The sequence below is a fragment of the Arthrospira sp. PCC 8006 genome (assembly GCF_046480465.1).
Classification (GTDB): domain Bacteria; phylum Cyanobacteriota; class Cyanobacteriia; order Cyanobacteriales; family Microcoleaceae; genus Limnospira; species Limnospira platensis.
In genome coordinates, this window is record NZ_PKGG01000017.1 from 1 (window position 1) to 15,624 (window position 15,624).

Below are 15,624 nucleotides of genomic sequence, written 5' to 3' on the forward strand. Positions count from 1 at the left end.
TGGGATATTCTCTGGTTTTGGAAACTCAACTTGATGTGATGGGTAATTTTGTGGAGGGTAGAATTATTCCGGTTCATCTTGATGGCCAAGGGATTCCGTCTCTGGATAATTCTTTGCGGACTGTGGGGTTAATGCGACGTTTAACTAAAAGTGATTTTCCTGATACTCCTTTGGAAATTGATGATCAGGGTAATATTTTCGTGTCTCAACCACAACGGGAAACTTTAGGGGCGATCGCTCCTGAATAAAAGCTAAATTGCTAAAAGTTACGTTTTATATTATACTACAGTCTGGCTGTTATTTGGGGAATTTGAATAAGGCTATGAACTCGGAAAATTTGGTGGTTGAGCCCATTTATATTGTGGTGATTGCGTCTACAATATTCTCGATTATCTTGGGTCTAATTTTTAAGGATATGTTAGAATATCAGGTGGCAGTTTGGCGACAGGCTGACCGGAAAAATAGGATTAACTATAAAACTCCTAATGCTAAGGTGGCTTATGTAGCTATGTCGGTTTGTGTGTTTGTGGCTGTATCTTCGAGTTTGCTGGTGTTTATTCCGATTTACTGGTTGGCTACTGTGGGGGGGGCTATTGTGGTTTTTCCTACGGCTTTATTGATTTGGCTACAATTGGGGTCAATGCTGAATCTGTGGGAAGATAAAGGGGATGAGGCGATTGATTTGGATAGATTTTTTGAAGGCGATCGCGAAAGAATTACGGGCTCGAAAACTGACCAATCATAGTTAACATAGATACTCGGTTAAAAATGGGCAGAAAAGCTAAACTAAAACATCTGCGAAAGCAACAACAGGCTAATCCGACGGCGGACACCCAAAACCGTCCAGAAGTAGAAGCTGATCCGACTCATTTTGTGGATGAACTGAAACAACAGGGGTATGATCTGAAAGGGAGCGATCGCTGTCCAGAAATTCCTCAAAAAATTGTCAAACCGCAACTTTAGCACCAATGAGTCATCTAAAAGCAATTATTTTTGATGTGGATGGGACCCTGGCTGAAACGGAAAGGGATGGTCACAGATTAGCCTTTAATCAAACATTTGCTGAAGCGGGTTTAGATTGGTATTGGTCTATTGAATTATATGGGGAATTATTGACGGTTTCGGGGGGTAAGGAGCGTATAGATTATTATATCAAACGCTACCATCCTGATGGTCAATTCCCCAATAATTTGGATGAGTGGATTGCAGATCTTCACGAAGCTAAAACTCGCCATTATCGGGAGTTATTAGCGACGGGAGATATTCCCCTGCGTCCTGGGGTGAAGCGATTAATCACGGAGGCGCTGGGGGAGGGGGTGAGATTGGCGATCGCTACTACGAGCGCTTTTCCTAATGCGATCGCACTTTTGGAAGAAACCTTAAACCCCCATTGGTTTGAAGTAATTGCGGCCGGAGATATTGTCCCCCACAAAAAACCCGCGCCAGATATCTACAATTATGTATTAGAAAAATTGGGGTTGACCGCTAACGATTGTGTGGCGATCGAAGATTCCCGACAGGGGTTACTGGCGGCGCGAGCCATGGGGTTAACGACGATTATTACTGTAAATAATTATACAAAAAACGAAGATTTTTTAGGTGCTTCCTTGGTAATCAATCATTTGGGGGAACCGGATCTTTCCTGTGAAGCGATCGCCGGTACAGCCTTAAATAGTGGTTATGTCAGCCTAGATTTATTAAGATATATCCACCAAATATCAACAGGTGTTATATAATGGCGACCAGTTTAATCGAAATCCCCCTGGTTGCTTTGTAATTAACAAGTTCTATGTCAGATTTTCCCATTGACCCCAATCTTTATTTGTTGCTGAGTGGCCACTGTTTGATTGGAGGGGTAGCAGCGGCGATCGCCTTTCAAAAAGGTCGTCGCCTCGGTGTTTGGTTAATTTTAGGACTAATAGGAGGGACGGCGGCTTTAGTCGCATCACTACTACTGAAACCAACTAAACCTAGTTAGGTAAAAATCTATTGAATTACGGTTAGCTGTAATTCAGAAACTGAAAGTAAGGCATCGGAAATCCTCCCCAAGCATTTCATCTATTTATTAATGGGGTAATTAAGTCATGCTGAAAGGCATTTGGAGTCTATTTTCTTTCCAACAAGGTAGCCTGCGCCAAAGAATTTTTAAAGGTTATCTGATTCCGTTAATCCTATTTTTAATAGTTGCTGGCTTGGTCTATTTTATCGGTGTTCAGCCGGTGCAACAACAAGTTAAAAATGTGGATCAAATTTATGGGGAAATTGAAGAGGTTAATAATCTAGCATTTAGTATTGTAGCAATGCAGCGGGCGGCTAGGGGGTATATTTTAGGTAGGGACTCCAGAGAATTGGAGGAGTACGAAGAATGGGATACCCTCTTTTATGAACAATCGGAAAATTTGCGTAGCAGAATTCAAGAAACGGAACAGCGCCAAACATTAGATCGGATCATTGCTATTGGTGATCAGGTTAATGAGTTCGATCGCCGCTTGATTTCCTACGTGCAATTAGGGAGACCAGAAAAAGTGACTGAGGTCTTACAAAAAGCGGAAGGTCAAGCCATTACAGACCAGTTAGAACAATTGGTGAGAGGTTTTGAAGCGACCAAGCGACAGCAACTGAATAACCAACAAAATCGGCAAATTAACCTGTTAAGGTGGCTGACAATTTTAATATTTGGCAGTACAGCCATTTGTGCGGTAGTTGTCCTGAGTATTGGCTTGGGAATTTCGGCTACTATTGACCGAGAAACGGCGCAAATTTCTAAATCTTCCTTAGAAATTACTAGCGCCTTAGAAGAACAGGAACGCAGCTTAGGAGTTCAGGCGACTTCAGTTAATCAAACTACTACGACCATTGATGAGTTAAATGCGGCAGTACAGAATTCTACAGAACAGGCGAAAATTGCCACTGATGAAGCTCATCGCGCTTTGGGTTTGTCGGAAAAAGGCAGTGACGCAGTTCAACAAACTTTAGATAGAATGGAACTGCTGCGTCAAACAGTGGAAGCGATCGCTAATCGTAGCCTCGAATTAAGTGAGAAATCCCTGCAAATTAACAATATTGCTCGGTCAGTTAGTAACCTGGCTTATCAAACCAATTTACTAGCCTTAAATGCTTCTGTGGAAGCGGTGCGCGCGGGACAACAGGGGTTGGGTTTTGGGGTGGTGGCGTTAGAAATCCGTAAATTAGCCGATCGCAGTAAACAGTCAGCGGCAGAAATTAATACTCTGGTTTTGGATATTCAAAATGCCATTAACACTACGGTAAAAGTCACAGAATCAGGCAAATTAAGCGTTAGTGAAAGTGTGAAATCTGCTCACAATATGTCGAGTTCTTTTGCGGGTGTATCTCAAGCATTTCATCAGGTGTATCTCAACAATCAAACCATTGCGAGAACCGCAGAACAGCAATTGCTGGCTCTACAGCAGGTCAGCGAAGCGATGAATAGTCTTAATCAGGTGGCTCGTCAAAATGCGGACAGTATTGCCTTGTTAAGAGCCAATACTCAACGACTTAATGAATCTCTAATTAATTTACGGTAAAATTTAGGGTAAATCCATCATGAAAACTACGAATAAATCCAGTAAATCAGTTGACAAAATCCCACAAATATGCTATAAATGTGGTCGATTTCATGATGGTAATTCGGACAGTGGGGATTTATCGGTAAATCTCAGCTACGCGGTAACTAAGGGGTTAAATCATCCCCGAATGTTGTCTAAACACTCGATAAGACGGCGACAGTTTTTGTTAGGATTAGCAGGTACATCAGCTTTAGGAATTCTGAGCAATTGTGCGGCATCTCCCGACCCCAACTCTCAAGGGAATTCGTCGGGTGTTATGCTGGAAAAAACTCAGCTAAGAATTGGTTTTTTGCCGATCGCCTGTGCTACGCCTATTCTGATTTGTGAATCTTTAAACCTCTATGAAAAATATGGTTTAGATGTAGAACTTGTGAAAATGAATAACTGGGAGCAAATCCGAGAAAGTGCGATCGCCGGAGAACTTGACGCTTATCATATGCTATCCCCGATGCCGATCGCCATTAGTTTAGGGCTAGAGTCTCGTCGATTTCCCATCAGACTTGCTAGTATTGAAAACATCAATGGTAGTGCGATTACAGTAGCCATCAAACATCGAGAAAAAGTCAAAACCGCCGAAGATTTGAAAGGATTTAGGATTGCTATTCCTTTCACTCACTCAATGCACAATCTTCTACTCAGGTATTATCTAGCTAATAGCAAAGTTCACCCAGATCGGGATGTCGAATTAGTGGTTACACCGCCGCCCAATATGGTGAACAGGTTAAGAAGTGGGGAAATTGATGCTATGGTGGCTCCTGAACCTTTTAACCAAATGGCAGTTAATCAAGGTCTGGGTTTTATTCATATTTTAACTAGGGACTTGTGGCCGGGTCATCCCTGCTGTTCTTTCACTACTTCTCAGGAATGGATCGAGCGTCATCCTAACACATTTCGGGCTATAAATAAAGCGATTATTGAGGGTTCCTATTATGCGAGCCAAAGCCAGAATCGTATAGATGTAGCGCGGCGACTAGCACAGTTACAATATCTGGATGCGCCAGAAGATACTCTGCGACAGGTGATGACCGGACAGTTTGTCAACCGCTTAGGTGAATCTCTCAATATTCCCGATCGCATTGATTTTGACCCTTACCCTTGGAAAAGTTTTTCCTACTGGATTACTTCACAATTTGAGCGTTGGGGATATGTTCCCATGGGAAGCCTTAATCATGAGGCGATCGCCGCCGATATTTTTCTAACCGGACTCGCACGCCAAATGGCAAAACAATTAGGTCAGCAACCCCCTACTATCACCCTCCGATTTGAATCATTAAAATTTGATACTTTCGACCCCAGTGAACCGGAAAATTATGCCAGACAACAGATTGAGAAGTTAGGTTTTTAATAGCAACAGTATTTTATGAAAGGTGATTGTGATTATGTCGTTGGGTAGGGTGCGTCAGAACCCCTGAATAATCATGAACAGATGAGGGGGAAAGACTGACGCACCAGAAGTCAAGTTAAGAATACTTATTTTTTAAGGCATCTCGCGCTTGTTCGCGGTCATCAAAATGGACTTTTTCCGTGCCCAGAATTTGATAATCTTCGTGACCTTTCCCAGCAATTAAGACACCATCGCCGGGTTGAGCCTCGTTAATAGCGGTGCGAATAGCTTTAGCCCGATCGCCAATTACTATAGGTTTAACATGATCAGGGATTCCGGCGAGAACATCCTGCAAAATGCGGTCAGGATCTTCGGTGCGGGGATTATCGGATGTGACTACCGCTAAATCGGATAAATCCGCCGCAATTTTACCCATTTTCGGGCGTTTAGTGCGATCGCGATCGCCCCCACAGCCAAACACGCAAATCATCCGACCCGGAATAAACGGACGGGAGGCTTTCAGTAGATTTTCCAAACTATCAGGAGTATGGGCATAATCAACAATCACGGTAATATTCTGCTCTGGGGAAATCTTCACCCTTTCCATGCGACCAGGAACGCCCCCAAAGGCTGGTAGAGAGTCCACCATAGCCGACAAATCCAAACCGAGAGCTAAACCCGCCCCCAAGGCTGCCAACAGGTTAGAGAGGTTATATTGACCGACTAAGGGTAGGGAAAAGGAAGCCGAGCCCATGGGGGTATGGAGAACTCCCTGAATACCTGTGGGTTGATAAACGAGGCTATCTGCCCATATATCGGTGCTAGGGTCACTGACGCTATAACTCCAAACGCGATCGCCCCCCAACCGTGCCATCAACTTTTTACCATAGTCATCATCAGCATTAATAATCGCCTTACCCTGGAGATAATCATCACTAAATAGCAAGGCTTTCGCCTCAAAGTAATCATCCATAGTGGGATGATAGTCTAGGTGGTCCTGAGTCAAATTAGTAAATACTGCCACCTGAAACGGACAGCCCAAAACCCGGCCCTGGTGTAAGGCATGGGAACTAACTTCCATCACCCCAAACTGGCAGCCTGCGCCTACTGCGTCAGCTAATTGGTGTTGAAGTTCCACCGCAAAGGGGGTAGTATGAACCGCCACTTCTTGAAACCCCGGCCAACGGGTGTAAAGGGTTCCCAGTAACGCTGTAGGTTTGTCAACGTTGGTTAGGAGAAATTCGATCAGGTGGGTGGTGGTGGTTTTGCCATTAGTTCCGGTCACCCCTACTAATTTAAGGGTTTGGGCGGGATGGTTATAAAATGCTGTGGCTATCTCAGCGCAGGCTTTGGTCATGTCGGCGGCGGGAATGACACAGGGAATGGTATCAGAGTCTGTCTCTGGTGGGGTGTTGCTGGCGGCGGACTGGGAAACTATGGCAGCTACGGCACCGGAGGCGATCGCACTTGGCCAAAAATCCCCCCCATCAACTCTTGTTCCCGGCATTCCTAAAAACAGATCCCCCGGCTTACAGGCGTGGGAGTTAGTCGCCAAGCCTGTGATTTCCATGTCTAAGGCGGGGTGATACTCTGGGGGTAATAAGTTGGGGTTGAGTAAATCTTTGAGTTTCACGGGTCAAACTCCTCACAATTTGATGATTGTTGTCAATCTAATGTTTTAGCAATATTTTTGTAGGATTTGTTCCAACTGGTAGGCGGAAATACGGGGAGATGGTCTGGGGATGGGTTCTTCGGTCAGGCTGCGATCGCCACATTTATACAGGACTGGGACTTCATATTGATAGATTTCATACCAGTCTGGTCGGGTGGTGATGTCCCGAATTTCCAGGTCAAACTGACAGGGACTATTGCTATCTGCTTGAATTTCTTCGAGTTTCTCCTGGAGGTTTTCGCACAAATGACAGCCAGGTTTACTATAAAGTATGAGTTTCATTGATGACTAAAGTTCTGGGTTCAACCTATTATAATTAACTGGCAATTCGTTGGATATCTCCCGTGGGAATTGAGGCGATTAGTCGGCGGGTATATTCCTGTTGAGGATAGCGATAAATCTCCTCGGAGTCGCCGATTTCCTCGATTTTGCCTTGGTTCATGACTATGATGCGATCGCTCATGAATTTAACCACACTCAAATCATGGGAGATAAAGATATATGTTAGCTCAAACTCCCTTTGTAGCTCCTTCAGCAGGTTTAAAACCTGGGCTTGTACAGAAACATCCAAAGCTGACACCGACTCGTCACAGATGATAAATTTCGGGTTTAAAGCCAGAGACCTAGCAATACAAATCCGTTGTCTTTGTCCTCCCGAAAATTCGTGGGGATAGCGTCTCATAAAGTCCGGGTTAAGTCCGACTCTTTCTAATAAATAAGCAGTGCGATCGCGTCTGTGTTTATAGTTACCTACTGAGTGAATTAACAGAGGTTCCATCACCGCATCCCCAATGGTTAAACGGGGGTCAAGGGAACTAAACGGGTCTTGGAACACAATTTGCATCTCCCGCCGCACCCACTTCATTTTTTGCTGAAATTCCTGGTGCTGGCGATAGTCTTTTAAACGATTCATCCAAGAACCCGAAGGCTGATAATTCGTAATATCTTCCCCCGCAAAAATCACCCGACCGCTATAGGGGAGAATCAGTTGTAAAATCGCCCTAGATAGCGTACTTTTACCGCAGCCAGACTCTCCCACTAATCCTAATGTTTCTCCCGGGAATACATCAAAAGATACATCATTAACTGCCATAAATAGCCTTTGAGTACCTCCTAAAACCCCAGGGATTTTGAATGCTACTCGCAAATTTTCCACCGATAACAACGGGGAATCATCCGGGTTTTCTGGAACCTTGGCGACCGTCTCTAGGGTATCATAGGGGATGTTTTCTTGATGGTCAATTACCCTAATTTCTGTGCCAGTTTCCGTAGTGAAAACTTCCATAAAATCCGCAATGGTTGGAAGTTTTGCCCCCCGTCGGGTTTGTAAGGTGGGACGACAAGCCAGCAATCCCTTTGTGTAGGGATGTTGGGGGTTAGTGAACAGTTGATTAATCTGGTTTAATTCGACGATTTTACCCTGATACATGACCGCTACTGTATCGGCAATTTCCGCGATAACTCCGAAATCGTGGGTAATGAAAATCATCGACATTCCTCGGCGATCGCGTAATTCTCGCAGCAGGTCTAAAATAGTCGCTTGTACTGTTACATCTAAAGCCGTCGTCGGTTCATCAGCAATCAATAATGTCGGATTGCAGGAAATAGCCATCGCAATCATGACCCGTTGCAGTTGACCCCCAGAGAGTTCGTGAGGATAGCGATCGAGAAATGCCCTTTTTTGGTCATTTACCCGAGTTTGCCATTCCCGCTGTGAGGGTGGGTTATTAATATCATCATTCGGGGGAGTTTCTAACTGTAGTTGCTCAAGGATTTGCTCATCACTAGGTAATAGCTTCACTTCCTGCAATAAACTCGCCGCCTTCCATAATCCTTCGCGGGGGGTAATATCCTGATGCTGGCGGATAGCTTCTATCAATTGAAAACCAATCGTATAAACCGGGTTAAGGGAACTCATCGGTTCCTGAAATATCATAGAGATTTCACCGCCGCGAAATTGCTGCTTTTGCGATTCTGGTAGTTGTAGTAAATCTATCGCTGCTGTGCTATAATCTTTGCTATTAGCTTCATCCGCCTTGGGGTTTCCTGGCCAAAACCAGATTTCTCCCCCCACTTGAGATGTAGCCGGGGACAGCAACCCCATAATTGCTAAAGACGTGACAGATTTTCCTGACCCGGACTCCCCGACAATTCCTAGGGTCTGTCCGGGTTTGACCTGAAAGGAGATCTGATCGACGGCGCTTGTGGTTCTCTGGTCAGATTTAAACTGAACCTGTAGGCTTTTGACATCAAGGACAAAATCTGGCATGGTAGTGGGGAGTTTTCAGGACTTGGGGAAAATTTTTCCGATTTTAGCAGAATTGTTAAGAACTCTCACCGAATCCCATCGATAAGTACCGATTAGGGTAAAATAAATCCCGATTGTTCAGCCCAGGTGAAGATGCTCCCATGATTTCGAGTAACGATTTTCGCACAGGTGTCAGTATTGAATTAGACGGAACTGTGTGGCGGGTGGTAGAATTCCTCCACGTTAAGCCAGGAAAGGGTTCCGCCTTTGTCCGTACCAAACTAAAAAACGCACAGACGGGTAACGTCATGGAACGGACATTCCGGGCTGGGGAGACGGTTCCCCAGGCTAACCTGGAGAAAAAGACCATGCAACACACCTATAAAGATGGTGATGATTATGTGTTCATGGACATGGACACCTTCGAGGAAGCCCACCTAACTCCTGATCAGATTGGTAATGGGGTTAAATACCTGATCGAAGGTATGGAGGTTAATGTACTCTACTGGAATGACCAAGTCCTAGAGGTGGAACTTCCCAACTCCGTCAGCCTAGAAGTGACGGAAACAGATCCGGGAGTTAAAGGCGATACCGCGACGGGTGGAACGAAACCAGCTACCCTACAAACAGGCGCAACTGTGATGGTTCCTCTGTTTATTTCTGTGGGTGAGCGCATTCGCATTGATACCCGCAACGATAGTTATCAGGGTCGCGATTAATATTTCCAGTGTTAACCCAATTGCTGGGTAAGATGATGTGGGCGATCGCCCGTAATTTTAAACCATATTGTTTTTAGGGAGATATACCAACTGTGCAACTAGATCTCAACCAGCTTCGAGAACTGCTGGCTGACATCGATAAAACTAATATTTCGGAACTGACGCTCAAAAGTAGTGATTTTGAGTTGATGGTACGCAAAGGTGGCAGTTCTATCGATCGCCCGCTATCTTCTGTTGATGTCGCCCTCAGTGGTGGGTTTCCTAGTGCGGAGTTGGTGTCGCCTCCAGGGACGGTTTCTGCTGGCGATCGCTTATCAGAATCAACGGCCAGCAGCACCCAGACTACTGCCGCTACAGGAAAGGTTCCTAGTCCGGTTGACGCTAAATGGGTAGAGGTAACATCGCCCATGGTGGGAACTTTTTACCGTTCTCCGGCTCCTGATGAGCCCCCATTTGTGGATAATGGCGATCGGATCACTAGCGGTCAAACTGTCTGTATTATCGAAGCCATGAAGCTGATGAATGAAATCGAGGCGGAGGTTTCTGGTCAAATTATGGAAATTTTGGTAACCAATGGCGCACCTGTTGAATACGGACAACCCCTGATGCGGATCGACCCCGATTAATTAGTCCGGCGCGATAACATATCACTATATCAATCGGGAGAAATCAACTATGACTGAAGAAAATTTACCCAAGGACTCGGCTATTGTGGAACAAAATCAAGACAGCAGCCTAGTTCCCCAAGATGACACTACCCCCAGTCCGCCCAGTCTCGATGAACTCCAAAAGGAAACCCAGGAACTAATGGATGCTATCCGACGGCTGGCTATCTCGGAAATGCAGGCGGCGGGGGATTTCTCCAGGGAGGCTTATATTCGCTCTGTGCGTAATGCTAGGACTACTCTGGAGCGCTTCCAAGGTGTCACCAAAGAACAGATGGAAATGTCGGTGAAAACCATTGAATCGGAAGCTGAGAAAAACTGGAAAGGAGTGCTTGAGGAGATGAATGAGTGGAGTAATCGCATCTGGAAAGCGGCTCAAGCAGCTTGGGATGTATTAACTGCTCCCCGTGACTCGTAGGGTGCGTCAGAAGGATAACCTATCGGGTGAACGGCAAATTTTATTCATCTGACGCACCACCCCTACAATTAATTATGGGCGGTGGGGCGGGTTTACCAAAACCCGGGTGGGGATGGATGATTGACCGCAGAACCCGCCCCTACAATTAATTATGGGCTAATTATCGGCGGTGGGGCGGGTTTATTAAAACCCGGGTGGGGATGGATGATTGACCGCAGAACCCGCCCCTACAATTATCAATTATCGGCGGTGGGGCGGGTTTACCAAAACCCGGGTGGGGATGAATGATTGACCGCAGAACCCGCCCCTACAATTAATTATCGGCGGTGGGGCGGGTTTACCAAAACCCGGGTGGGGATGGATGATTGACGGCGGTGGGGCGGGTTTATTCAAACCCGGGTGGGGATGGATGATTGACGGCAGAACCCGCCCCTACAATTAATTATCGGCGGTGGGGCGGGTTTACCAAAACCCGGGTGGGGATGGATGATTGACCGCAGAACCCGCCCCTACAATTAATTATCGGCGGTGGGGCGGGTTTACCAAAACCCGGGTGGGGATGGATGATTGACCGCAGAACCCGCCCCTACAATTATCAATTATCGGCGGTGGGGCGGGTTTATTAAAACCCGGGTGGGGATGGATGATTGACGGCGGTGGGGCGGGTTTATTAAAACCCGGGTGGGGATGGATGATTGGCGGCAGAMGCCCCTACWACWATCAATTATGGGCTAATTATCGGCGGTGGGGCGGGTTTATTAAAACCCGGGTGGGGATGGATGATTGACGGCAGAACCCGCCCCTACAATTAATTATGGGCTAATTATCGGCGGTGGGGCGGGTTTATTAAAACCCGGGTGGGGATGGATGATTGACGGCGGAGGCGCGCCCCTACAATTATCAATTATTCGTAGATTTCGATGGTTTGGGGTTCGGTGAAAATCATGGCGATCGCTTTTTCGTAGTAGGCTGCCTCATTGATAAAAATCGGCCAGACGGGGCTTTCTCCCTGATAATAAATCGTGGTTCCGTCAAACTGTAAAAACATCGGATCGCCTGGGTTTAGCTGTTGATAATCCCTCCCCTGTAGTTGTGGGTGAATCATGGCGGCGAGTTCCCCGGTGGCGGTGCGGGGATAGTCTATCTGTTTGATATACTGATATATGGTCAGAGTGCGATCGCTCTCCATAATTTCCCCGCGATTATACTTTTCTATGTAGTCTAAAAGAGCATAAATAACCTTTTCCGCTTTCAGGAATAATGCCGCATCTAACATCCCTGGCGCAATGGGTCCGACTTCGATGGAAAATCCGTAATTACACAAAGATTTCAGGGAGGGGTTTTCCGGTTGGGATTCAGATTCTATCCAACTGTAGATATTTATTTCGGGAAAAATGCCTTTTAAATAGGCGCTAATTTGGCGATTAAAAGCATTATTTTTCACCCAAATTAAGGTTAATCCCATGTGGGCGGTGCTACTGTGTAAATCAATGATGGTATCAATAGGAGATGGGCTTTGGGGTCCCCACTGGCTGGCTATCCATTGCGATCGCTGAATTTCATAAATATCAGAATTGGTGTTTTCTAAATCGTGCGGCCCAAAAGAGCGGTTTAAATCACGATCAACATAGCGGCGGTTAATTTCCCAGGCGCGGGGATTAGCTAATAGTGTGAAAGTCTCAAAATTAGAACGCCGCAATAATTCAGGCGATCGCTCAAATTTCTTAATCAAATAAATTCCCGTCCATTCATTGCCATGAGTGCCACCCACAATGGCAACTCGTTTAATTTGATCATGATTTTCTGCTGTTAATCCCATGAGATATTATGCCCAATTAATCAATTGATGATTGATAGTTAATAAGTTAGTTGACCGGGAACAACCCACACCGGACAACCTCCATCAATTAAACAATCTCAGAAAAGTTACCAGTGGGGCGGTATCCGGGAAATACCTGCTCCAGGTGAGAAGCGCTTAACCCAAACTGAGAAGTTAAAATCGGGCTAATCACATCTCGAAAATCCGTCGTCACAGCCAGATCCCGTCCCTCGTATAACTCCGAGTCAGACAAACCTGGCCAGCGCCCATAAACGCGACCACCACGCACGGAACCACCCAAAACCCATAAAACATTACCACGTCCGTGATCAGTGCCGCCATTGCCATTTTCGCGCACTGTGCGACCAAATTCTGACATCACCACAATAGTGGTATTGCTATAAACCGAACCAAGCCTATCCACTAGCGCCACCAAGCCCTCCCCTAACCTTTCCAGACGGTTGGCCATTAACCCCCGACTTGAACCCTGGTTAACATGGGTATCCCATCCCCCAACATCGAGAAATGCTAATCTAATCTGTGGGTCACGCACTACCAAAGTGGCTAATTGTTGAGCATTCCCAGCTAAACCAGCCGGTAGAGGCGCACCATTATTAGCGGCGACCATTTCCGCCTCTAATTCCCTAATCAGTTGATCGCGGGCGCTTCTACCTTCCTGATAAGCGACGCTGAGGGGGTCATTATTGGCATATAGTCGGTCAAAGGTGGCTCGCACCTGATCGCGATCTATGGGCATTTGGCGGGAGGCATTGCGACCTAGGGAGATATTGCTAACTGGCTGAGAACCTGATAGAATGGCAGATATCGACTGACCGACACTAACCGCATCTACGGGGTTTTGTCCTGGTAACAAGCCCAGTAGGCRGYTCATCCAACCGTCGGGGGTTCTTTTATTTCCTGGTGTTCCGACTTCCATATAGTGTTGAGCCTCAAAGTGAGACCGGGTGGGGTCAGGAGAACCGCAGGCGTGAACAAAAGCTAAACTTCCTTGGTTCCATAGCGGAAGCAGGGAGTTTAGGCTGGGGTGTAAGCCAAAGTTTTGGTCTAGCTGAATTGCGCCCCCTTCCTGTTGGGGTCGGGGAATGGCGATCGCTGGTCTAGCCTGATAATAGTCGCTGTCACCATAGGGGACAACTACGTTTAATCCGTCAATTCCTCCGCGCAAAAATAGCACGATTAACCTTTTGGGGTTAGGGGTGGTGGCGACACTTCTGGCGATCCAACCGTGGCTTCCTAATGTGGCGATCGTGGCGGCGCACAGTTGAGCGCCAAAAGTTAAAAGTTGTCGTCTTCGCATATTGACCGCTTCCTATCTATCGGCTGATTAATTTGCCATACTGCTATTTTAAGTTAAGTTTTCCCGGTTGTGGGAAAATCAACCACCAGTCCGGTTAATCAGGCTATTCGGGGAATTTGCCTAGTCTTTACCGCCGATGTATGTGGGTGGGAAGACCGGCTTAGTCTGATTATATCATACTCCTAGAAATTCTATCCTAAATCAAAGGCAAGACTATCTCAAATTCGGTGCCGACTCCAGTGGTGGAAAGGAGATGCAAACAACCACTATGTTTCTCGTAAATAATTTCATGACTAATTGCGAGTCCTAAACCTGTGCCTTTTTCGGCGGATTTGGTAGTGAAAAAGTTATCAAAAATGCGGTTTTGGATTTCCTTGGGGATACCGGGGCCATTGTCGGTAATCCGAATGACAATATATTGGGTCTGTGGGGTTGGGGCGGCTTCTGATGCTTGGGTATTTTGGGAATATTCTAGGTAATTGGGGGGGGGAATTATCAGCGATCGCAATTGGGAAGGACAACTATCAGCTACATGGGTAGAAATCCAGATTTTGGCAGCATTTGGGTGATGATTAGCTGTCTCTTCTAAAGCATCTATGGCATTAGCCAAAAGATTCATAAATACCTGACTGAGCAGCCCAGAATAACCCGAAAATTTAGGTAAATTCCCATAATTTTTAATGACCTCAATCCCGACTTTTAGGCGGTTTTTTAAGATGATTAGGGTACTATCTAAACATTCATGAATATCCATTTCCCGCCTCTGTCTATTATCCATGTGGGAAAAGGTGCGTAAACTGTTGACTAGGTGGTTCAACTGTTCCGCCGAAACTTGAATACTTTTGAGCATTTGCAAGCCATCAGTTTTGAGGAATTCCCAATCAATATCTTCTTTTAACTCTTCAATAGTTGATCGGGGAGTAATTAATTCCTGTTCGTAGGCGTTAATTAACTGCATTATATCTTCATAATACTGAGTTAAACAGTGAGTATTGCCGACAATGCAACCTACAGGATTACGGATTTCGTGAGCTACTCCCGCCACCATTTTACCTAGACTCGCTAACTTTTCAGTTTGCCTTAATTGCCCCTGGGTTTGTGCTTGTAATAATTCGGTGGCTAGTTGATGAATATAAGACTGAACAATTAAGAGCTGTTGGGTATCTAACAGGCGATAATCACTGTCGGAAATTTGCACAATAATGGGTTCATAAATTTGTTCAGGCGATCGCATAATAGCCAGGCGTGCTGCATCAACTATCAGAGTATTTCCGGGAAGGATTAATAAGTCCACCTGAGAAAATTTATAGAGGGCTCGAATAGACCTAGGTAAAAACAGTTCCCGACCATAAGGACGACTGAGATACTCCAAAAAACGCCGCCGGGAAATCATACCAATAAACTGGCAATCATGGTTTAAAATAACTCCGGGTAGGGTGGGGTTAGTTTCAAACATTTTAGCCAATACCATTCCCGCTTGATCTAGATCTACTTGAAAGTCATACAGAGACAATTCTTGTAGGGTAGACTCTAAGCGCAAATGTGTATGTGAAAATACCGATGCAGACGGAGGGGTGCAATCTTCAATACAAGCGTCCATGATTAATTTTTTCAACCTAACTCATTGTGTGATAGTTAGCGGTTAACCTTCTGTAGATGCTAGTTTATATTTATTACTCTATCATGGTTTAATGCTCTGACCAGGAATTTAGCCAAAATTAACCAAATCTTAATTAATGGTTAATCTTTGGGGGGGTTCTGGGATTTATTATATGCACCGTACATTTCCCTCACCGCACAGGGGGGGTTTATTAGGTTTATTAATCTTCTGGGTGTTATATCTAATTAACAGCG

16 protein-coding genes and 1 pseudogene are annotated in these 15,624 nt (G+C 45.6%); 11 read left to right on the forward strand and 6 right to left on the reverse strand.

Features of this window, described 5'->3' with window-relative positions; genetic code table 11:
* From B9T16_RS04770 to B9T16_RS04800, 7 genes and pseudogenes are all read left to right on the forward strand, one after another.
* Positions 1 to 248, forward strand: a pseudogene (locus tag B9T16_RS04770) (CapA family protein); the annotation flags it as partial.
* Positions 249 to 322: 74 nt separating this feature from the next.
* A complete protein-coding gene (locus B9T16_RS04775; protein WP_006619613.1) occupies positions 323 to 745 on the forward strand; it encodes a hypothetical protein in 423 nt (140 codons plus the stop codon).
* A gap of 23 nt (positions 746 to 768) precedes the next feature.
* Positions 769 to 963, forward strand: a complete 195-nt coding sequence (locus B9T16_RS04780; RefSeq protein ID WP_006619612.1) for a hypothetical protein — start codon at positions 769 to 771, stop codon at positions 961 to 963.
* A 5-nt stretch (positions 964 to 968) separates the two neighbouring features.
* A complete protein-coding gene (locus B9T16_RS04785; RefSeq protein WP_006619611.1) occupies positions 969 to 1,736 on the forward strand; it encodes an HAD family hydrolase in 768 nt (255 codons plus the stop codon).
* Positions 1,737 to 1,789: 53 nt separating this feature from the next.
* Positions 1,790 to 1,978, forward strand: coding sequence for a hypothetical protein (locus B9T16_RS04790; RefSeq protein ID WP_006619610.1), 189 nt, complete (start codon positions 1,790 to 1,792; stop codon positions 1,976 to 1,978).
* Between the two features lie 106 nt (positions 1,979 to 2,084).
* Positions 2,085 to 3,545 carry a methyl-accepting chemotaxis protein gene (locus B9T16_RS04795; RefSeq protein ID WP_006619609.1) on the forward strand — a complete coding sequence of 487 codons (1,461 nt, stop codon included), beginning with the start codon at positions 2,085 to 2,087 and terminating at the stop codon, positions 3,543 to 3,545.
* A 19-nt stretch (positions 3,546 to 3,564) separates the two neighbouring features.
* Positions 3,565 to 4,932: an ABC transporter substrate-binding protein gene (locus B9T16_RS04800; protein WP_006619608.1), complete on the forward strand. Its 1,368-nt coding sequence runs from the start codon at positions 3,565 to 3,567 to the stop codon at positions 4,930 to 4,932.
* A 115-nt stretch (positions 4,933 to 5,047) separates the two neighbouring features.
* Here the strand turns inward: B9T16_RS04800 and B9T16_RS04805 are convergent, their stop codons facing one another.
* Genes B9T16_RS04805 through B9T16_RS04815 form a run of 3 tightly spaced genes read right to left on the reverse strand, consistent with a single transcriptional unit; the run spans position 5,048 to position 8,852 of the window.
* Positions 5,048 to 6,544, reverse strand: coding sequence for a UDP-N-acetylmuramoyl-L-alanyl-D-glutamate--2,6-diaminopimelate ligase (locus tag B9T16_RS04805; RefSeq protein ID WP_006619607.1), 1,497 nt, complete (start codon positions 6,542 to 6,544; stop codon positions 5,048 to 5,050).
* A 45-nt stretch (positions 6,545 to 6,589) separates the two neighbouring features.
* Complete coding sequence (locus B9T16_RS04810; protein ID WP_006619606.1) at positions 6,590 to 6,865, reverse strand: glutaredoxin family protein; 276 nt, start codon at positions 6,863 to 6,865, stop codon at positions 6,590 to 6,592.
* 34 nt (positions 6,866 to 6,899) lie between these two features.
* A complete protein-coding gene (locus B9T16_RS04815) occupies positions 6,900 to 8,852 on the reverse strand; it encodes an ABC transporter ATP-binding protein (RefSeq protein WP_006619605.1) in 1,953 nt (650 codons plus the stop codon).
* Positions 8,853 to 8,992: 140 nt separating this feature from the next.
* On the opposite strand from B9T16_RS04815, the gene efp reads away from it, so the two are divergent.
* The 4 genes from efp to B9T16_RS04835 all read left to right on the forward strand — a co-directional run bounded on the left by efp (position 8,993) and on the right by B9T16_RS04835 (position 10,921).
* Positions 8,993 to 9,550: an elongation factor P gene (gene efp / locus B9T16_RS04820; RefSeq protein ID WP_006619604.1), complete on the forward strand. Its 558-nt coding sequence runs from the start codon at positions 8,993 to 8,995 to the stop codon at positions 9,548 to 9,550.
* 92 nt (positions 9,551 to 9,642) lie between these two features.
* On the forward strand, positions 9,643 to 10,176 hold the full coding sequence (gene accB / locus B9T16_RS04825) for an acetyl-CoA carboxylase biotin carboxyl carrier protein (protein ID WP_006619603.1): 534 nt from the start codon (positions 9,643 to 9,645) through the stop codon (positions 10,174 to 10,176).
* Positions 10,177 to 10,225: 49 nt separating this feature from the next.
* Positions 10,226 to 10,633 (forward strand): hypothetical protein, encoded by a 408-nt coding sequence (locus tag B9T16_RS04830; protein ID WP_006619602.1) that lies wholly within the window; start codon positions 10,226 to 10,228, stop codon positions 10,631 to 10,633.
* Between the two features lie 120 nt (positions 10,634 to 10,753).
* The gene (locus B9T16_RS04835; RefSeq protein WP_410244215.1) at positions 10,754 to 10,921 is read left to right on the forward strand and encodes a hypothetical protein; all 168 of its coding nucleotides are present in this window, start codon (positions 10,754 to 10,756) and stop codon (positions 10,919 to 10,921) included.
* A gap of 616 nt (positions 10,922 to 11,537) precedes the next feature.
* On the opposite strand, the gene B9T16_RS04840 is transcribed toward B9T16_RS04835, so the two are convergent.
* From B9T16_RS04840 to B9T16_RS04850, 3 genes are all read right to left on the reverse strand, one after another.
* On the reverse strand, positions 11,538 to 12,452 hold the full coding sequence (locus B9T16_RS04840) for an aspartoacylase (RefSeq protein ID WP_006617184.1): 915 nt from the start codon (positions 12,450 to 12,452) through the stop codon (positions 11,538 to 11,540).
* Between the two features lie 88 nt (positions 12,453 to 12,540).
* Positions 12,541 to 13,770 (reverse strand): DUF1501 domain-containing protein, encoded by a 1,230-nt coding sequence (locus B9T16_RS04845; protein WP_410244216.1) that lies wholly within the window; start codon positions 13,768 to 13,770, stop codon positions 12,541 to 12,543.
* 196 nt (positions 13,771 to 13,966) lie between these two features.
* Entirely contained in the window at positions 13,967 to 15,370 is a 1,404-nt protein-coding gene (locus tag B9T16_RS04850) for a sensor histidine kinase (protein WP_410244217.1), read from the reverse strand.
* Positions 15,371 to 15,624: the final 254 nt, after the last annotated feature.